Raw genomic sequence first — 19561 nt, 5'->3', positions numbered from 1 at the left:
GTCTAGGCGCGAAGTTTATTACTAAACACCTCGTATTTCGAGGAAAATTTTAGTGTTATATAAGGGAGTTAGCCATTGTTGCGGCGCCCAAAAACAGTGTTTTGCCCATTTATCTGCTAAAGTTGAAAAACTATTCACGTAAAGCTATTAAACATGCCTTTATTGTTTAGTAAAACTTTTGTGTTTAGGCCAGAAAACGGCGGCCAATGCTGGCAAAATGATAATTGCACCGAGCATATTGACTAAAAACATGAACGTCAGCATTACCCCCATATCCACCTGAAATTTCAGTGCTGAAAAAAACCAGGTACTGACGCCAACGGCTAAGGTCAGTCCAGTAAAAACAACCGCATTCCCCCGTTCACAAAGCGCTTCCAGATAAGCCTGCTGCACCGCCATACCGTCACGCAGTTTTTGCGCCATGATTGATAAGATATAAATCCCGTAATCCACACCAATACCCACGCCTAGGGCAATAACCGGTAAGGTACTCACGGTCAGACCAATATTTAACAATGTCATCAGCGCCTGCGCTAATGTGGAAACCACATAGAGTGGAATAATCACTGCCAACGTGGCGCGCAGAGAACGAAAACTCAGCAAACATAAAATGAACACCGCACCATAGACATACAACATCATTGGCATTTGCGCTGACGCTACCGCTTCATTGGTTGCAGCCATGACCCCCACGGGACCGGAGGCCAATCGAAATTTCACCTGTTCGGTATCCAAGGCTGTCGCAAGATGTTTCACTTTATCTATGACAACACCAATGGTTTGAGCCTTGTGATCACGGAGAAACAGATACACCGGCATCACTGAACAATTCCCATCAAGCAAACCACTGGAGGTCGGGATCTGTGAGACTAATTGCGCCAAGCTAGCTGAGTCTCGTGGCAACACTAACCAGCGAGGATTACCTTCGTTAAACCCCGCGTTTACCTGACGGGCGACCGAACTGATACTGGCAGTAAATTCCACTCCCGAGGTATTGCGTGCTAACCACTCAAAATCGTCAATGCGCTGCAACACATCATGGTAAGTACAAGCCTCTGGAAACGCCTCCACAATGACAGTCATCACATCAGTAGTAATCGCAAAGTGATCAGTAATAAAAAAGGTGTCTTGGTTATAGCGAGATGATTCATGCAGCGCCGGCGCCCCGCGTTGCAGATCGCCGATTTTCATCTGGGTTGCCTGGGTCAGCCCTAACCCATAAAGTACCACGGTCACTGCGATAATTACCCAGGCGTAGCGCAACGACGCCAACTTTGCGAAATAGCGCCAGATCGCGGTCGAGCGGGCTTGAGTGGTAGATTTTACCGGTAAATGCACAAATGAGATGACTAAGGGCAGTAAGACAAGATTGGTTAAAATTATCACGCCCACGCCCAACGATGCCGAGATCGCCAATTCACGGATAATACCAATGTCGATTGTTAACAGCGTCATAAAGCCGATAGTGTCCGATAGCAATGCCACACCACCAGGCACCAGCAACGCGCGAAATGCTGCCGCTGAAGCCTGCTTACTGCTCATCCCCTGACTGACCCGCTGGCGAACAGCATTGATCATCTGAACCCCATGACTCACACCAATGGCAAATACTAGAAATGGCACCAGGATTGACATGGGATCCAGCCCAAAACCAACCAGTTTGAGTAATCCGAGCTGCCACACCACTGCAACCAGACTGCACGTCAGTGGCAGTATTGTCAGTAATAGTGAGCGACTGAACAGATAAACCATGGCAGCGGTCACCAATAATGCCATGACAAAAAACAGCACTACGCCGCGAGCACCATCCGCAATATCGCCCGCCATTTTCGCAAAACCAATAATGTGAATGCGAATGTGCTCGTTCTGGTATTGGTCACGTAATTGCTTTTCCAGCTCATTGGCAAATGCCAAAGTATCCAGTGGCTCACCGGTTTGCGGATCAAAATCCAGCAGTTGCGCGCTGATCATGGCAGCCGAATAATCACTGGCGACCAGTCGTCCAACAATGCCAGCTTTCTCAATATTTTCGCGAACTTTCTGCAATCCAGCTGAACTGGTATTGAAGTCTGCCGGGATCACCGGACCACCAGAAAATCCGTCTTCTACCACTTCAGTAAAACGCGTAGAGGGAGAATACAGGGATTTGACTTGTGAACGATCAACTCCGGGGATGAAGAACAACTGATCATGCACTTCTTTGAGTGTGTTAAAAAATTGAGGATTGAAGATATCGCCGCCAGCATCCTCCACCGCGACCATAATGGAATTTGCCCCACCAAACTGGGCTTGGTGCTTCAGGTAGGTTTGCATGTATGGGTGCGCTAGTGGAATATTTTTAACAAAAGCGGCATCCATACGTAACAAACTGGCTTGCCAGCCTAATAACCCTGTGCAAAGCACAAAAAACACCACGCCCCATATCCGGTGTCGAAACAGAAAGCTTTCCAGGCCATTGACCAGTTTTTCCAACATATTCAACACCCGTTATTTTAATGTTATGGGCTGTAACCCTTTAGTACCAGCAAGCCAAAGGTTGCCTGAACGATCTGCCGCCAGTGTCAGCAGATTTTCCCCTTTCAGTTGTTGTTCCAAACTGGCACGATTATCCGCACGAAGCTTTATCAGTACACCACTATTCCCCATCAGCCATAAATGGCCAGCTATCAAGGCCATACCATTGATGGTCGCGCTTTGAGGTAACGCTAATGGTTGCCACTGTTGCAGTGTTAAATCGCTAACAAATACGTTACCGCGCAAACCCGCGACATAGACCCGACCGTTATACTCCTGAGCGGCAAACAAAGACCCCTGATAGTCAAAGGGTAATCGTTGCCAGTGATTGCCAAAATCGTGACTAATCGCCACCAAGCCCATCTCACCAAGCAGTAGTAACCGTCCATCACTCAACGGTAATAAGCGATTAAAATGTGGCAGAATAGAATCTGACTCTTGCTGATAGGCAGCTGGATCATCGGTTTTAAGCTGCAGCAGATATGTCCGATCATCCTCAAGCAGCAACTCATCATGGAACTCGCGACTCCAGTGTTTTCCACCATCACGGGTTCGCAACAATAAACCATAAGCCCCGACTGCGATGCCATTTTTTATGTCATTGAAATACATATCAAATAAAGGTCTGGCTAATGCTTCAGAATGATATTGCAGTTGCCAACTAAGGCCACCGTCCCGAGTGTGTAAAATGGAAGCATCATGTCCTACCGCCCAGCCGTTCTGACTATCCAGAAACCGCACCCGCGTCAATAAATTGCGACTGGGTGTTACCACCTGTTGCCAATGATTATCTGACATCAATCGTAGAATATGACCACGTTCACCCACGGCAACCAGCTGCTCGCCAGCGGTGGCGATATCCAAAACCAATGATCGTGCCGCTAATGGCTGGATCTGACTGGTTATCACCGATGGCGCTTCCGATGACTGCGCACTGAACGTGGGCACAGACAAAATTGCACAAACGGTACACAACAGCTTGGCGTACTTCATCTATAAACCTTGTGTTATATGGGCGTTATCTGCCCACTGAGTTGTTAGCGAATGCCCTCACGACGCAAAGATGCTGGAGTGAAATTTGCTTCCGTCAACTTAGCGTCAAAGTCATACATGGGTGATTGATTGTCTAATCCAAGTGCCAGATAACGGCGTGACTGTAAGTCGTGATAAACCTCCAACGTGCTCCACAATACGGGCACTTCGTAATAGTTAATGGCGTGCGCCTGCGCTACTCGGTATAGCTGATCGCGGTTGTCATAGAGATCGGCAACAGATATCTGCCACGAGTCTTCATCGAGATAGAACACTCGTGTTTTATATATGTGGCGCATGCCTGCTTTAAGCGTCGCTTTTACCACCCATACCCGATGTTTTTCATAACGCACAACATCGGGATTGATGTGGCCTTTTTTAAGAATGTCACTGTATTGCAGCTTGTCTGAATGCAGACGGTAGTCGTTATAAGGGATCAACAGCTCCTGTTTACCTAACAGTTCCCAGTTATAACGGGATGGAGACCCGTTAAACATATCAAAATCGTCGGTCGTACGCAGACCATCAGAGACTGTTCCCGGTGTGTCAAAAGCGACATTCGGGGCTTTGCGTACGCGGCGCTGCCCAGTGTTATAAGTCCAGGCTTGTCTTGGTTCCTTTTCCTGGTCCATGGTTTCTTTCACCAACAGTGCAGTACCGGCCAAACGTGCGGGCTGGGTGACCACCTGTTTGAAACTGAAGATCAGGTTGTCTTTCCGTAATTGCTCCAGCGTTTCTTCAGGACGCGAATATTCGAAGCGGATCTCCTCCTCCATTTCCACTAAGGTGAAATCGCCAGAGGCCGTAGGAGCGGCCTGACCGCGATGGGTGGTTATATCAACGCCACGAAAACGCAGGATGTGATTCCAGATCGCTTCAAGTCCATTGGCAGGTATTGGGAATGGGATACCTTTGGCCGCACCGTCGACACCATTTCCACCGGCAACCAGCTTGGCAGTAGTGGCATTGGCTCGGGTGGCATCATAGATATATTGCGGAACAGAAGCGGTACGACGCGTCTGATAGACATGCATCTTGAAGCTGTCAGGATAGAGTTCAAATAATTTTTGCTGACCGGGACTTAATAATTCTTTGTATTGCGCAAAATTAGCCTTTGTTATGGTATACAAAGGCTTATCTGCAGCAAAAGGATCTGGATGATGCATGCCTTTCTGATAACTTTTTGGCGGTGTGGTAATGCCACTGTTCCAGGCGGGGATGCTGCCATCTTTACTTCCGGTCATTTCGGCACCTAATGGCGTTAAATCCTTACCGAGCCTTGCCGCATCGAGGTCTGACACTTGCGCCAGTGCGCTATTCCCCAACAACATCATCACTACAGTCGATGCTTGTATAATCGTTTTCATTTTGTCGGTCCTCATTACAATGAGTACTTAATACTGAACGAAATGTAATCACGGTCAGCCATCGCATTGGTAGTTCCCACACCACCAAAGAAATTGTTATAAGACAGTTCCGCGCCCCAACGACTCTGATAATCGAAACTGACACCGAGCGCTACGGACTTACGGCCTTCGGTAAACAGGAATAACGGATCGGGGGTTATCCCATTCACATCATGAGAAAAAATGATCCGTGGAGAAATGTTAATGCCACCGTAAAGATTATTCAGATCAGCTTTTGCCACCAGGCGATAACCCCAGGCAAATGCCGTTGGGAAAGGATTGGTCTCAGGTCCGTCTTGCAACGCTTGAATAATCCCCGTCATCTCGGGATTGCCACCACTGCGACTGGTACCGGGTCCATTCAATCGCAGCTCGTCAAAGCCGGGCATATTACTAATCCAAACGCCGCCTACCTCAGCGAGCATAGTGAGGTTATCGAACCCCAGGGTTGGACCGAACAGGTGAGTCAGCGTCACCTGTGCTTGAGTGGTATCACGGCGGATATAGCCATCCACCGTTTCTCCGGGAGCGACAGTATCCAGCTGCGAAATCCCATCAAGATCTGGTCGGATGCCAGCATTAGCTAACTGTTGCGGCATCCCCGCAAACAGCAGTTCCACATCATCGATCTGCAACGGCTCATCCTTACGCAAGGCAATTTCACCGGCAACCGAAGTGTCACCGACTAAGGTGTTAAAACTAAAGCCATAAAGTTTGATATCTTCCGGATAAACGACTTGGGCTTTAGAAAAGCTCTGCAAGCTCAACAACAGTTGTCGATTTATTTCCCCAGCGTTTTGTGCCAGCACGGTTAAATCACTTAATAACGCAGATGTGGTGAAATTAGCCGCCGTACCACTGATAAGGGGACGCCGACTATGGTAATTCATAAAGTAAAAGCCAAATTCGGTTTCACCCAATTCAGGCGCGTAATAACTGGCCTTCAATCCATATTGGCCGCTATCTCTAGGTTTCGCTGCGTCCTGCACGAGTGTCACTTTCGTTGGATAGGCCAACGCCATCTGCACCAATGTCGCCGTCGGCACAGATGCGCCACTGGCTAACAGATTAGCCAAGTCGCTGTATTCCTGCTCTAAAACGTCGAGATTGATATCAGGATTTGCATTAAACCCTAACTGGGCATTTTGCGAATATCCGCCATACCCGACAAAGTCGTTGGTCGCGAAAATTGACCCTGGCGCAGGCACCCAGATAGGCTCCCAGTCATATTGGTAAAAAGCTTCTACCGACAAATTTTCGGTCACACCTAAAGATGCCCATATCATGCCTTGTGGTCGAAAAGCTTCTTTCAGCTCCGCGCCAGGAACGTAGAGGATGTTCAAATCTACCGGATTAATTTCCGCAATTCCGTGTGAGATCAGCGTACTTTCGCCCCACGAAACCACCTGTTGCCCTACCCTAATGGCGAGTGGATTAGCACCTTGGTTCAGATCAAAATTCGCATAAACAAAGGCATCTAATAGGCGGATATCCTTACACTGCACTTCACTTGCGCGCTTATCTGCACAGGGATCATATTCTTTGCCAGTTAATGGATTGGTGTAGCCAAAATCGCCGTTATTAAGTTTACGGTCATAAAAATACATTCCACGGACAAATACCCCATAATTGCGATACTTAAGTTGCAGTTCGTGCAATCCTTTGAAAATTTCTGACGTGGTATCGCCCTGAGCGTAAAGCAAATTACTCATGTCATTATTGCTGGAATAAGACCCTGGCTGTGCCCAGATCTCAGCGGCGGTATAACGGGTATTACCAAAAGCAGAATAACCACTCCAATCAAATTGCGGGTGGTTGACCTTACCGATTTGGCCATTCCAATCACGATCAGCAACCCGCCAACTAGCGCCAATAGTCCAAGTTGAATCAAATGAACCTTCAATTTCACCCCAATTAAAAGACACGGCTTTAACCGAGGAGATCAGCCCCACATTCAGTGCCGATACCACCCCCAAAGTGACCATCGACATTTTGAACGTTTTTTTAATCGTCATGTTAGCTTCTCCGTCACTGCCAGGTGCGTTGCTTAAAATAAAAATCAACATCTAGTGAACCGACAGATAACATTAGAGTTACAACAATTGGAGCAGCGCCGCAAGCCACAAAATATTAGACTTTTTGGGCACTTATGCGCATTTCAAGTGGTGATTGAGGGGTGAAATTTTTGAATTTTTATGATGTAAATTGGTCTGACAAATTTAAATCTAATATAACTAAATGATATTTAAAGGCTTAAAATTTAAACCACACAATAATACTTATTATGGTTGTCATTCAAACGTTTTAAGTATTTACTCTATATTATTTATGCCACGCTAAAAAATTTATCCGTCTTCAACTCAAATACTTAATTAAATATGAATTTTTTAAGAAACTTGTTCTGTTAATCGTCTTTTTGTCGTACCTACGATGACGGCTGCAATATTCTTAAGGCATAAAAAAGGCCCCTGAGGAAACATATCAGGGGCCATTGATTAACGTATTACGTTTAATTGACGCGCTTAATTGATTGGAAATGCCCCTGACTATCAATAGTCAATCGGAACTGTCCATGCACTCCCTCTGAAGTCAGGAACTGTCTGAAATGCCGGCCATTGATTTGCAGGATCTTACCATTAACATCACGCACCTGTACGGCTTCTGCAATCCCCTGGTAATACGGCTTAAACTGTTCAAAACTCAGATTTAGACTGAAATAAAAGTCCATCACCAAACCTTAATCTGTAATTCCATCAGTCCTTGAGCGCCTTGCTAACCTTTTCAAACAAATCTTTGGACAACTCAGGCAAGGCCAACAGTTCATGCAAACATTGCTTAATCAATAGTTGACGCGCTGGATCAAGTTTGCCGAACTGGATCAACGGCGTAACAATTCTCGCCGCAATCTGTGGATTACTACTGTTCAGCTTTTTGATGATGTCGGTCATAAAACGGTAACCGGCACCATCTGCGCGATGGAACTGGGCAATATTTAGTGCGGCAAAGGCACCAATTAACGAACGTACGCGGTTAGGATTACTCATACTAAACGCCGGATGTTGCTGGAGTTTGGTGATGCGGTCTAATACTTCTGCTTCATTGATGGTCGCTTGCAGCGAGAACCATTTATCCATCACTAATGGCGTCTGATTCCAGCGCTGTTCAAATGTCGCCAATAGCGTATCACGGCAGTCAGCATTACCTTCAACTGCCGCACTCAGTGCTCCCAGTGCTTCAGTCATATTCGCTGCGAGAGTAAATTGTCTTTCTAGTAGCGATTCATGACCATCGGTTCCGCGGGCTAGCAAGCTCAACAAAGCGTTTGCAAATGCCCGGCTACCGGCGTTATCGACGCCATGCAATTCGCGATAACGCACCAAGGCTTCATCTTCACAGCCTGTCGCAATGGCCTCAAGCACATAGTCACGGGCGCACAGCAGTTTATCCAGATCAACTTGAGAAGCCTGCTCTATTAAGGTCGATGCTGATGGCATTTTCAGAATTTCAGCGGCCAGTGCATGATCCAATGACTCACTCAAGATCACACCACGAAACGCATCAATCACCCGACTATCCAGCACCATGCTCTGCTGCTGTTGCAACCGCTCAACATTGCGCCACACAGCGTGACTGAACAGGGTTACGGAGGCTTCCCAACGCGCGACTTCACTGCTGGCATGAGCCATCAGCACCAATAATTGCTCAATAGAAAAATCATAAGACAACCGGACTGGTGCAGAAAAATCCTGTAGTAATGATGGAATCACCTTACTTTTCAGTCCGCTGAACTCAAAAGTTTGTTCTGCCTGAGTAAAATCGAGGACCTGATTAACCAGTGACTGTCCTTGTGGATCCAACAGCTCGACACTGAAAGGAATATGCAGCGGCAATTTTGACTGCTCGCCCAGACGCTGGGCAGTTTGTTGCTGTAACTGTAAACGGTAAATACCTGTCTCAGCATCAAAACTGTCATGCACGGTGACTTCCGGAGTTCCTGCCTGAGCATACCAACGCCGGAACTGAGTCAGATCTTTACCGCTAGCATCCTGCATTGCTTGCACAAAGTCATCACAGGTCACCGCCTGACCATCATGGCGCGCGAAGTACAGTTTCATGCCAGCCTGAAAGCCACTTTCCCCCAAAAGCGTATGCATCATGCGAATGACTTCAGCGCCTTTGTTATACACGGTGACGGTATAGAAGTTATTCATTTGAATCACTTCTTCTGGGCGAATGGGATGTGACATTGGGCCAGCATCCTCAGCAAACTGCTGATTTTTTATTACCTTAATCGCATGAATGCGATTTACCGGCCGCGAACCGACATCCGAACTGAATTCCTGATCGCGAAAAACGGTTAAGCCTTCTTTTAAGCTCAACTGAAACCAATCACGGCAAGTCACCCGGTCTCCGGTCCAGTTATGAAAATATTCATGGCCGATAACTGACTCAATCCCATGGAAGTCGTCATCAGTAGCGCTTTCCACATCAGCCAACACGTATTTAGTATTGAATATATTCAGGCCTTTGTTTTCCATCGCCCCCATATTGAAGAAATCTACGGCGACAATCATGTAAATATCGAGGTCATACTCTAGACCAAAACGGCTTTCATCCCATGCCATAGCCTTTTTCAATGATGCCATAGCATGATGTGCTTTATGCAAATTGCCTTTATCAACAAATACCTGCAATTTCACATCACGCCCGCTGCACGTATGAAAACTGTCTTCTAGCAGATCCATATCGCCGGCCACCAAGGCGAACAGATAGCAAGGCTTTGGAAACGGATCCTGCCAGCAGGCATAATGCCAACCATTTTCCAGCGCGCCACTGTCAATGTTATTACCATTACTCAGCAGATACTTAAATGCTTGCGGTGCTTCGATGCGTACGCTGAATTTTGCAAGCACATCCGGACGGTCAAGAAAATAGGTGATACGGCGGAAACCTTCCGCTTCACACTGAGTACAGTACGCGCCATCTGACATATACAATCCTTCAAGCGTCGAGTTGTCTTGAGGATTGATGCGAGTAACCAGTGTCAGTTCAAAATCATCCAGCGCTGTTGCCACCTGTAATTTGCCGGGCAATTGGGTAACTTCAACCGCTTCACCGTTTACTTTAGCGCTCAGCAACTCCAATGCTTCACCATCTAGCACCAATGGCTCATGGTGGTCGCCGTTACGTACAACATGACTAATTGCCGTCACTTCCGTCGCCGTAGGCTGTAACTTAAACGCCAAAGAGAGCTCGGGAATAAGGAATGCGGGTGGACGATAATCGGCGAGGCGTTTGCTGGCGGGTTGATTGACATTCTGAGACATAGTAACTGACCTTGAGTACAAAATGATTTAAAACAAATACAGGCACTTACACTTTAAATATCCAAGCGCAGTATATATAGAAGAAAAAACGCGCTAGCAGCGCGTTTTTTCTTTAATAGAAATCAATGAAGCTGTTTGGTGGCGCCTTTTTCGTAGTCCACCATGTCGAGCGTAACATCTACCGCTTCGTTGAGGAAGGTGTCCGGTTCAGCGATTTTCTTCTCTTCCTCACTAACACCATCCTCATCTTCTAGCGATTTTAATGGCTTAAGGCCATGTACCTGACGCCGTTCATTTAAACGGGCTAATGCTTTCGCATCTTCTTGGTCACGATCTTTCAAACGTTCGCCCTCAACCAGAGACACACTTTTCTCTTTATGATGCTGCTTGAATTCCTTAATGTCATCCAGGATATAGCCGAATTCGACGCTATTCTTAACGCGCTGCTCATGGCGCTGCTCAAGACTGGCGATCATCGGTTTAGTCACTTCATTTAACGGCTGATAGTCCGCGGGTGGTACCTGATCCCAAGGTAAGGCATTATCTTCTTCAGACTCACCATACTCGCCGGGTTCTAATGCACTTGGGAACGGAATATCTGGCGTAACCCCTTTCCGTTGAGTGCTGCCCCCATTGATACGGTAGAATTTCGCTATGGTATACTGTACATGGCCAAGCGGCTTGTCATACATATCGTAAATACGTTCAAGACCACGGTGTTGCTGCACAGTACCTTTACCAAAGGTAGATTCGCCAACAATCAGCGCACGACCATAATCCTGCAATGCTGCGGCAAAAATCTCTGACGCTGAAGCGGAGTAACGATCAACTAAGAGCGTTAAAGGCCCGGCGTAATAGGTTTTGCCATCATTGTCATTGTTTTCACTAATCCGACCGTTAGCGTCGCGGATCTGCACCACTGGACCTTGATCAATAAATAATCCGGTCATCAGGGTCGCTTCAGTCAGCGCTCCACCACCATTGCCGCGCAGGTCAATGACAATGCCTTCTACATTATCAGCCTTCAATTTTTGCAATTCATTGGCGACATCATTGGACAAATTCATGTAGAAGCCAGGAACGGTAATGACACCTATCTTGCGATGGGCATAAGGACCGGTTTCAGGCTCAATGACTTTTGACGCTGCAGCACGATCTTCCAAACGGATTTTATCGCGTGTCACGGTGACCAAAAATGGCTTGGCATTCGAGCCTCCTTTCTTCGGCAACACCTGTAAAGTGACTTTGCTGCCTTTAGGCCCTTTAATCAGCTCTACCACATCGTCAAGACGCCAACCAATCACATCAACAATTTCGCCATTATCCTGGCCGACACCGACAATCTTATCGTCAACGGCTAACTTACCACTCAGAGCAGCTGGGCCTCCGGCGACAAGACTTTTAATAATGGTATAATCGTCTTCCATCTGTAATACAGCACCGATACCTTCAAGGCTGAGATTCATTTCCATCTCAAAGCGTTCGGCATTACGTGGTGACAGATAGCTTGTATGCGGTTCGATAGAACGGGCAAAAGCGTTCATCACCCCCTGGAAAACATCTTCGCTGTTGGTCTGCTTCATCCGTTTAATGGCATTGTTATAACGTTTGCCAAGAATATCGACTGTCTCAGGCCAGGTTTTGCCGGTTAACTTGAGACTCAACGCATCATATTTAACACGTTCACGCCATAACTCATTCAGTTCAGCTTCTGTTGTCGCCCATGGTGCGTCTTTGCGATCAAACACATATTTGTCACCAGGTACATCAAAATTCATCGGTTTATCTTTATCGAGTAAACTCAGCGCGTAGGCAAAACGTTCATAACTACGTTGCTGCACCAGATGAAACATCTTGTATGCGGGTTCTAATTCGCCACTTTTTATCATGTCATCAAATTGGGTGGCGTATGGCTGCATACTGTCTACATCACTCTGCAACAGTATGTTGCGACGATAATCCAGCTGCTCTAAAAAACGATTAAAGATCTTTTTTGAAAAGGCATCGTCAAGTTCGATACGATGGTAATGGGAACGAGTAAACAGTCCAGCCACACGCTTGCTGGTAACCTGATGTTGTGGTTCCTGATGTAAATCGGGCAACTCGCTGACAGGAATTGTCGGTGATATAGCAAACGCCGGGGTTCCCAACAGCATACTGACCAGTGACGCTGCTATAATAATCTTTCGCATCAGCAAGTTACTCCTTTATCTTTACTTGGTTTTGGGCACACTACAGCAGTATATGCTCTGCGTGTACCTTGACAGTCAAACCTGAATCCAGCTGAACATGAACATCTTCTTTATTAATGTTCTGAATGACGCCACTCACCGGGTTAACACCCAGTTTGACATTCACTCGCTGTCCTGGGTTCAACTTTGACAGTGTAGCTGGTGCAAGTTTAACCGCAGGCTGGGCAGCCTGGGGGCGTGGAGCAGACTTGGGAATAGCGACTTTTTTGCTATCCGCATGCGGTTTACGACGCATCTTAGCTTTCGCTGGTCGAGCAGCTTTGTCTTCCTCGGCCGCCACCTTACCTTCTGCTTTTGCGGTTTCAACACGTTTGGCTTTCGCTTTTTCCTGACTCTCTTTCAGAGTAGCCCGGGCGTGCTCAACATGTTCAGCTTCCAATTCTCCGCAGGGATTACCATCCAGATCTACCCGCTGCGCACCTTCCTTGAGAGACTTCAGATAACGCCAACTATTGGTATAACGCCGCAGGGCAACACGTAGTTGGGTTTTACTGACTCTGGAATCGTTGGCCAACCTTTCTGCCAAATCCTGAAACAGCCCGATTTTAAGTGGTTTGGCTTCACCTTCAGCAATAAAACATAAAGGAAAGGTTTCATACAAATACGCCAGAATGGCATTGGTGTCGGTCAACTTTTCTGTTGATTCCATATTACTTCCACGAATTACAGGGGACTCAGGCATTGCTGGGCCTGGTCGTTAGTTCTTTTTATCCCGGAGGACAACCTACAAATTAGCACGCCTTCAGCATTTACCAAAGGGGTGGTTAACCTTAACAATTGTAATGCGTTATTGCCAAGATGATTAACCTTCGTGCATTTAAGCGGCCTATTATAAGCCGCGGCGCACCGAATGCGACTATCAAATGCACAAAATCGCACGGCTTTTAAGCAAACAAGCAACTTTCGAAGGTCTTTACCAACATTTCCAAGCCCTGTTGATCGTCTTTATCAAACCGAGCGAACAAGGGGCTATCAATATCCAGTACCGCCACAACCTGTTGGTCACGTCTAACCGGCACCACAATTTCAGAATTACTGGCGGAATCACATGCGATATGGCCAGCGAATTGATGAACATCAGCCACCAACTGAGTAATGTCTGTTGCCGCCGCAGTTCCACAGACCCCTTTTCCCAATGGGATCCGAGTACACGCCACTTTACCTTGAAATGGGCCCAGGACTAATTGGTCGCCTTTCATAAGATAAAAACCGACCCAGTTAAGGTCGTTCAGGTGTTCATTGAGTAATGCGGAAAAGTTGGCCATACCGGCGATTAAATCGGTTTCGCCTTCAAGTAGCGCGGCCGCTTGTCGGTTAAGCGTGTCGTAAAACTGCGGTTTCATGCAACATTCCTGAATTAAACATCATCAACTTTCTTTTTCGGTGTTTTGGCCACAGGGTCAGTTTTGACCGGAGCGCCTTTAAGTAACGAAGCCAGCGTATCTTTATTGGCTGCCATATAAAAAGCAAGTTTTTCTGCCGCTGTATCATCAATTGTTGCTTCACTGGCCTGAATAAAGGGTAACAGGTTATCTGCAATGTCGAGCATCCTGTCATAAGCATCAGCTTCCTTCTTGGAAGTAAACGTCATCTTTTCCACCCCTTCTCTGACCACAACAAACTGGGTAATTACCGCCATGATCTTCCTCACACTGTGTAAATATACAGTACCAATCGTGACATAATTTCATCCACAGATGCAAGAAGTTCTCGGTATCTGCTAACATCCCGACAGTACCCTTTGTACAGACAACTAATTAAGTTCTCCGTTATGCGCATGGACACTAGGGGGAATGACGATTCCCCGTCCCATTATAATCGCAATTCTGCCTCACCTAATTGTGCGCTTGTGCTTTGCCGTGCCTGTGATTTGGCCGTAAGCCGCCGTGCACTACCCTCTGGCGTGCGCGCGATATGCCCGCGTTGTAAGACACCACTTTACGATACGCCTTACTGTGCGATTGATGGGGTGTTGGCAATGTGTATTGCGGCGTTGATTCTCTACATTCCCGCCATGCTATTGCCAGTACTAGAGATGCATTTTATTGGCAGTGTCCGCACCACTACCGTGTGGCAAGGCGCCTTAGCTGTTGCCGATCAAGGCTATTGGGTAGTGGGGCTCGCCGTGTTGATTGGCGCGGTAGTCGGGCCTGGATTATTGATCACCTCAATATTCGCACAAATGCTGATTATCAAAACTCACTATTACCGTCGGCCGAGTGGCCGTCGAATACTGGTAGTGTTATTGCGCTATCACAAGCTGTTATCCCAGCTGTCGATGCTAGAAATCTATGTTATTAGTTTTCTCGTGACTTCATTCCAACTGTCTGATTTTGCAGATGTCTATTTTGGTATGGGCACATTCTGCTTTACTATGTTGTTCTTGATCGTGCTGTTTATGTTAAGGGAATACAAGTTGGAGCACATGTGGGGTTATCTGAATGAATTCGAATAACAACATTCAAGGCAAAGATATTGGCTTATGTAGCTGTCACGATTGTGGGCAACTTAACAATGCTGCTGAAAGTTATTGTTTGCGCTGTGGTGCCAAATTGCAGTTGCGTGACTTCAGTAGTTTGCAACGTAGTTGGGCACTCTTGATCACTGCGGCCATCTTGTTAATTCCGGCTAATGTATATCCCATTACAACACTCACGAAAAGTGGGCGGGTTACTCATGACACCATTTTTTCTGGGATCCTGCGACTGGTCCATTCAGATATGCTGCCGATCGCGATTATCGTGTTCACGGCCAGTATTCTGGTACCTTGGTTGAAAATTATTGGCCTCGGTATCTATTTGTCAGCCATCAGTTTTAATCTCAAATTTTCCAAAACCAAACTGATGGTGGGATTTCACTTAATTGAATGGATTGGCCGTTGGTCAATGCTCGATCTGTTTGTTATTTCGTTAACTGTCGCACTGGTGAATATGGGCCAGATACTCGATGCTAAGCCTGCGCCTGCTGCGACAGCGTTTGCGCTAGTTATTTTGTTTACTCAGGTGTCCGCAAAAGTGCTGGATACTCGTCTGCTATGGGATCAGCTGGAAAAGCAAGATGAATGAATTTGAACAACCCCAAGTGGTGCGAAAAAAACTATTTTCCCCAGTATGGCTGCTGCCGTTAATTGCGTTGGCACTGGGAGCCTGGCTAGGTATTAAAAGTATTCGCGAATCAGGTATTGATGTGCGCATCCATTTCCCCAGCGCCACGGGTATTGATATCGGCAAAACACTGGTGCGTTATCAAGGCCTGAATGTGGGCAAAGTGGTGGACGTATCCATTGATGACGAACTGAAAGGCGTTAACGTCGATCTGTTGATGGATTACCGAGCACAACCGCTACTCAGAGACAACAGTAAATTCTGGTTGGTAACCCCCAAAGCCTCCATCACCGGGGTGGAAGGACTGGATGCTTTGTTTTCAGGGAACTATATCGGTTTATTACCCGGCGATGGTGACTTTCGAGATCATTTTGAAGCTGCGCAGGAAGCCCCCCCCGTTTTGCCAGGCAACGATGGCCTGGTGGTGGAATTAAGTGCAGAAAAGTTAGGCTCATTAGATGTGGGCTCACCCGTATTCTATCGGCAGATCCCGGTGGGTGAAGTGGTGAGTTATCGCCTTGACCCACAACATAAAGTATTACTGAAAGCCTATATCCAGAAGCAATATGCATCACTGGTTCGTAAAGATTCGCACTTCTGGAACGTTTCTGGCGTTCAAATTGATGCGTCTTTATCCGGTATCAAGGTGAATACTGCAAGCCTGGCATCATTGATTGCGGGTGGGATCAACTTCAGTTCACCAACGAATTCACCTGAAGCAGAAGCGAATCAAGGCTACAAACTCTATGCGAGTCAACAAGAAGCCAATGGTGGCGTCCGCTTCGTGCTGACGGCCACCGATGCTGATGGGATAAAACGCGGGACAGATATTGTCTACCGCGGCGTCATGGTGGGCGAAGTTGAAAACGTAGTTGCCGATAAAAATACCGTGGCCATCCATACGCGTCTGGATGCTCCCTACTCCGAATTATTAGGTAGTGACGCCCAATTCTGGCGCGAAGGCGCAGATATCTCGTTGAGTGGCATCAAACATGCCGGTCGGTTAGTGAGCGGCGATATCATTCAGTTTTTGCCGGGGAGTGGCAGTCCGAAAGATCATTACTCTTTGGCAAGTAGCGCACCTAAAATCGATAGCGATAGACCAATACAGCTGACGCTGACCGCAAGCGAAAACCCCGGCGTCAGTCGTGGCGCAGAAATTCGCTATCGACAAGTGAAAATTGGTGAAATAACTGAAGTACGGTTAGCAGACGATTTTAATGCCGTGCTATATCGCGCCGAGATCTTACCTGAGTTTAAGTCGCTGTTAAGCAAAGGCAGCGATTTTATTGCTGAAGCCGCCTTAGACTTCCAAGCGTCACTTGATGGTGTTCAATTAAAAAGTGGCGATCTGACCACATTGACAAAAGGTGCGGTCAGTTTACATCGTAGCGCCAGTAAAAAGGCGTTAGATTTGACAAAAGCGATCCCGCTATTTGCATCGACATCAACCGCCAATGATTACTATCGGCAAGGACAAAAGATTAAATGGACGCTTTATAGTGATAATGCAGCGTCTGTCGCCAGTGGCTCACCGATCTATTACAAAAAAATGCAAATAGGATCGGTATCAGCGGTTGACTGGCAGGCCAAAACTGACCGTTTTGCCATAACGTTGGCGGTGGACAGTACCTTCGCACCACTGCTAAAAAGTCACGTCGTCTTCTGGCAGAATGCCGCCCTCTCTGTTGATGCCAGCTTAAGCGGTATCAAAATGGAAATGGCGCCTTTAAAAGGCGTTATCAAAGGCAGTATCTCGCTGGCGAAAATTGACGCTGACGATGTTGATAGCCAACAACTTTACGCCTCAGAAAGCTTGGCGGTGAATCAAGCACAAGCGATTAGCTTGATACTGCCTACTGAAGCCGCACTCAAATCTGGTGCAGCCATCCGATATCAAGGTATGCAAATTGGTGAAGTCACACAAGTTGTGCTTGATGCCAATCTGCAAAATCTGTCAGCCACAGCCTATCTCTATGGCCGTTACGCTAACGCGTTTATGCGAACCGATAGCAAGTATCTGCTACAACAAGCGCAAGTGTCTCTAAAAGGTATTGAACACCCAGAAGCCTTGCTCACCGGTGATTTTATTTCAGCAATGCCCGGACATAGTGACACGCCGAGTACCCGCTTTACCGTGCCGTTAAATAATGACAATTATGCTGCAGCTGATGCATTGCATATTCAACTGACTCGCCCGTCACTGGGGTCAGTAAAATCCGGGACAGGAATTTTCTTCCGTGGGGTGCAGATTGGTGTAATTACGGGCTTTCAGTTAAAAACGGGGGGTGACGGAGTACTACTTAACGCCAGTATTGCTGCGCGTTACCGTCATTTGCTGAATCAAAGCAGTAAGTTTTATGACCTTTCCGGAATTAAAGTCGATGTAGGGCTATTCTCCGGGGCGCAGATCGAAACCGGCTCATTGGAAACTATTCTTGCAGGTGGGATCGGTGTGGTAACGGAGCAGAGTAATCAACAATCAGCCCCCTTGGACAACCGCACTGTCATGCCGATCTTTGCTAAAGCGGAAACCAGTTGGTTACAGTGGCAGCCGAAACTCGATAACTAGCCATAGTCATCGACTGAAAAAGGCGTCAATAGACGCCTTTTTCATATCCAATACTCACCCTACCCATAAAACCAATAACATACGATTATTGCGCTGACTATCCCCGCAAAATCCGCCAATAAGCCACAGGCTAAGGCATATCGGCCGTTGCGTATGCCCACCGAACCAAAATACACGGCCAGCACATAGAAAGTCGTTTCTGTACTGCCCTGAAACACCGAAGCTAGGCGCCCGGCAAAAGAATCCACACCATAATGTGACATCGTTTCCAACATCATCGCTCTGGCGCCGGAACCACTGAGAGGTTTCATTAATGCGGTAGGTAAAGCATCAACGAATCGACTATCGAACCCCAACATATTAACCAAGCCCGAGATGCCATTCAGTAAATAATCCAAGGCACCAGACGCCCTTAACATTGCGATAGCCAATAACATTGCTAACAAGTATGGAATAAGCTGTATCGCCTGTTCAAAGCCAGACTTGGCTCCTTCAATAAATTCATCGTAAACCGCCACTTTACGAATAACAGCAATCAACACAAATGAAAAAACCAAGAGCAGCAATACACCGTTACCAACGACTGTTGATACGCTGCCAATGCGCTCAGCATCTTGATGCAATAACCAGCCAACAACCGCACCTAAAGTACCCAATATCACCGCTGCGTAGGCTGCGACGGTCAAGTTCCACAACGGTAAACGTTGTACTAGCGCCACGGCCAATAATCCCGCCAATGAAGATCCTAATGTGGCCAACAAAATCGGCAAAAATACTTCCGCTGGCGCAGCCGCCCCCTGTTGTGCCCGATATAAAAAGATAGTCACCGGAATTAAGGTCACCGATGAGGTATTGAGTACCAGAAACAGAATTTGAGCGTTGCTGGCGATGCTTTTAGTAGGATTAAGACTCTGGAGATCATGCATTGCTTTTAGACCCAGAGGGGTTGCGGCAATATCGAGTCCCAGCATATTGGCGGTAAGATTCATGGTGACACTGCCAAATGCCGGGTGTCCTTTGGGAACCTCTGGCATCAATTTACGCAGTAATGGTTCCACCATCCAGGCAATTGCGCTAACCACGCCGGCTTTCTCGCCCACCCGCATCAGTCCCATCCACAACGTCAACACGCCTATCAGGCCAATGGCAATATTGGCCGCTAACTTGGCACTTTCAAACATAGCGGCGACGGCGGTACTAACAACTTCCGTATGTCCAGTGAGACATTGCATGGCTAGCGCCGCTGCGGCAATTATAAAAAACAGGCTCCAGACCCGATTCAGCACAAAACCACCCCAAATTTACTTATTCTGCGTGTTATACTGCCGCGCAAAAAGAAAGATTGCTTTTAGTG

14 protein-coding genes are annotated in these 19561 nt (G+C 47.1%); 3 read left to right on the top strand and 11 right to left on the bottom strand.

The features are described from left to right. Positions 1-159: 159 nt before the first annotated feature. From PY479_RS13535 to PY479_RS13490, 10 genes are all read right to left on the bottom strand, one after another. Positions 160-2475 (bottom strand): MMPL family transporter, encoded by a 2316-nt coding sequence (locus PY479_RS13535; RefSeq protein ID WP_275484096.1) that lies wholly within the window; start codon positions 2473-2475, stop codon positions 160-162. 12 nt (positions 2476-2487) lie between these two features. Further along, complete coding sequence (locus PY479_RS13530; protein ID WP_275484095.1) at positions 2488-3507, bottom strand: YCF48-related protein; 1020 nt, start codon at positions 3505-3507, stop codon at positions 2488-2490. A 44-nt stretch (positions 3508-3551) separates the two neighbouring features. Beyond that, the gene (locus tag PY479_RS13525; RefSeq protein WP_212593602.1) at positions 3552-4913 is read right to left on the bottom strand and encodes a DUF1329 domain-containing protein; all 1362 of its coding nucleotides are present in this window, start codon (positions 4911-4913) and stop codon (positions 3552-3554) included. Between the two features lie 14 nt (positions 4914-4927). Then, positions 4928-6967, bottom strand: coding sequence for a DUF1302 domain-containing protein (locus tag PY479_RS13520; RefSeq protein WP_275484094.1), 2040 nt, complete (start codon positions 6965-6967; stop codon positions 4928-4930). A gap of 494 nt (positions 6968-7461) precedes the next feature. Next, positions 7462-7680, bottom strand: a complete 219-nt coding sequence (locus tag PY479_RS13515; protein WP_212593604.1) for a DUF2835 domain-containing protein — start codon at positions 7678-7680, stop codon at positions 7462-7464. Between the two features lie 25 nt (positions 7681-7705). After that, a complete protein-coding gene (pepN, locus tag PY479_RS13510; RefSeq protein WP_275484093.1) occupies positions 7706-10279 on the bottom strand; it encodes an aminopeptidase N in 2574 nt (857 codons plus the stop codon). Positions 10280-10401: 122 nt separating this feature from the next. Further along, a complete protein-coding gene (prc, locus tag PY479_RS13505; protein ID WP_275484092.1) occupies positions 10402-12471 on the bottom strand; it encodes a carboxy terminal-processing peptidase in 2070 nt (689 codons plus the stop codon). A gap of 40 nt (positions 12472-12511) precedes the next feature. Continuing rightward, positions 12512-13180 (bottom strand): RNA chaperone ProQ, encoded by a 669-nt coding sequence (proQ, locus tag PY479_RS13500; RefSeq protein ID WP_212593607.1) that lies wholly within the window; start codon positions 13178-13180, stop codon positions 12512-12514. A gap of 235 nt (positions 13181-13415) precedes the next feature. Next, complete coding sequence (locus PY479_RS13495) at positions 13416-13874, bottom strand: GAF domain-containing protein (RefSeq protein WP_275484091.1); 459 nt, start codon at positions 13872-13874, stop codon at positions 13416-13418. A gap of 14 nt (positions 13875-13888) precedes the next feature. Beyond that, positions 13889-14170, bottom strand: coding sequence for a YebG family protein (locus tag PY479_RS13490; protein WP_212593609.1), 282 nt, complete (start codon positions 14168-14170; stop codon positions 13889-13891). A 138-nt stretch (positions 14171-14308) separates the two neighbouring features. On the opposite strand from PY479_RS13490, the gene PY479_RS13485 reads away from it, so the two are divergent. Genes PY479_RS13485 through PY479_RS13475 form a run of 3 tightly spaced genes read left to right on the top strand, consistent with a single transcriptional unit; the run spans position 14309 to position 18207 of the window. Continuing rightward, positions 14309-14986, top strand: a complete 678-nt coding sequence (locus PY479_RS13485; RefSeq protein ID WP_212596597.1) for a paraquat-inducible protein A — start codon at positions 14309-14311, stop codon at positions 14984-14986. After that, positions 14973-15596: a paraquat-inducible protein A gene (locus tag PY479_RS13480; protein ID WP_212593610.1), complete on the top strand. Its 624-nt coding sequence runs from the start codon at positions 14973-14975 to the stop codon at positions 15594-15596. Before PY479_RS13485 ends, PY479_RS13480 begins: the two co-directional genes overlap by 14 nt. Then, positions 15589-18207 (top strand): MlaD family protein, encoded by a 2619-nt coding sequence (locus PY479_RS13475; protein WP_275484090.1) that lies wholly within the window; start codon positions 15589-15591, stop codon positions 18205-18207. The genes PY479_RS13480 and PY479_RS13475 overlap by 8 nt, the downstream gene beginning before the upstream one ends. Positions 18208-18266: 59 nt before the next feature. On the opposite strand, the gene PY479_RS13470 is transcribed toward PY479_RS13475, so the two are convergent. Next, on the bottom strand, positions 18267-19493 hold the full coding sequence (locus tag PY479_RS13470; RefSeq protein ID WP_275484089.1) for a spore maturation protein: 1227 nt from the start codon (positions 19491-19493) through the stop codon (positions 18267-18269). Between the last annotated feature and the right edge of the window lie 68 nt (positions 19494-19561).

The sequence above is a fragment of the Shewanella sp. A32 genome (assembly GCF_029167175.1).
Classification (GTDB): Bacteria; Pseudomonadota; Gammaproteobacteria; order Enterobacterales; family Shewanellaceae; genus Shewanella; species Shewanella yunxiaonensis.
This window is presented reverse-complemented; position numbering and strand designations above follow the sequence as displayed.

What these genes read in the sequence shown, in the direction of transcription:
- PY479_RS13535 (WP_275484096.1), bottom strand. Translation starts at nt 2,475, where the DNA reads ATGTTGGAAAAACTGGTCAATGGCCTGGAAAGCTTTCTGTTTCGACAC.
- PY479_RS13530 (WP_275484095.1), bottom strand. Translation starts at nt 3,507, where the DNA reads ATGAAGTACGCCAAGCTGTTGTGTACCGTTTGTGCAATTTTGTCTGTG.
- PY479_RS13525 (WP_212593602.1), bottom strand. Translation starts at nt 4,913, where the DNA reads ATGAAAACGATTATACAAGCATCGACTGTAGTGATGATGTTGTTGGGG.
- PY479_RS13520 (WP_275484094.1), bottom strand. Translation starts at nt 6,967, where the DNA reads ATGACGATTAAAAAAACGTTCAAAATGTCGATGGTCACTTTGGGGGTG.
- PY479_RS13515 (WP_212593604.1), bottom strand. Translation starts at nt 7,680, where the DNA reads ATGGACTTTTATTTCAGTCTAAATCTGAGTTTTGAACAGTTTAAGCCG.
- pepN (WP_275484093.1), bottom strand. Translation starts at nt 10,279, where the DNA reads ATGTCTCAGAATGTCAATCAACCCGCCAGCAAACGCCTCGCCGATTAT.
- prc (WP_275484092.1), bottom strand. Translation starts at nt 12,471, where the DNA reads ATGCGAAAGATTATTATAGCAGCGTCACTGGTCAGTATGCTGTTGGGA.
- proQ (WP_212593607.1), bottom strand. Translation starts at nt 13,180, where the DNA reads ATGGAATCAACAGAAAAGTTGACCGACACCAATGCCATTCTGGCGTAT.
- PY479_RS13495 (WP_275484091.1), bottom strand. Translation starts at nt 13,874, where the DNA reads ATGAAACCGCAGTTTTACGACACGCTTAACCGACAAGCGGCCGCGCTA.
- PY479_RS13490 (WP_212593609.1), bottom strand. Translation starts at nt 14,170, where the DNA reads ATGGCGGTAATTACCCAGTTTGTTGTGGTCAGAGAAGGGGTGGAAAAG.
- PY479_RS13485 (WP_212596597.1), top strand. Translation starts at nt 14,309, where the DNA reads ATGGACACTAGGGGGAATGACGATTCCCCGTCCCATTATAATCGCAAT.
- PY479_RS13480 (WP_212593610.1), top strand. Translation starts at nt 14,973, where the DNA reads ATGAATTCGAATAACAACATTCAAGGCAAAGATATTGGCTTATGTAGC.
- PY479_RS13475 (WP_275484090.1), top strand. Translation starts at nt 15,589, where the DNA reads ATGAATGAATTTGAACAACCCCAAGTGGTGCGAAAAAAACTATTTTCC.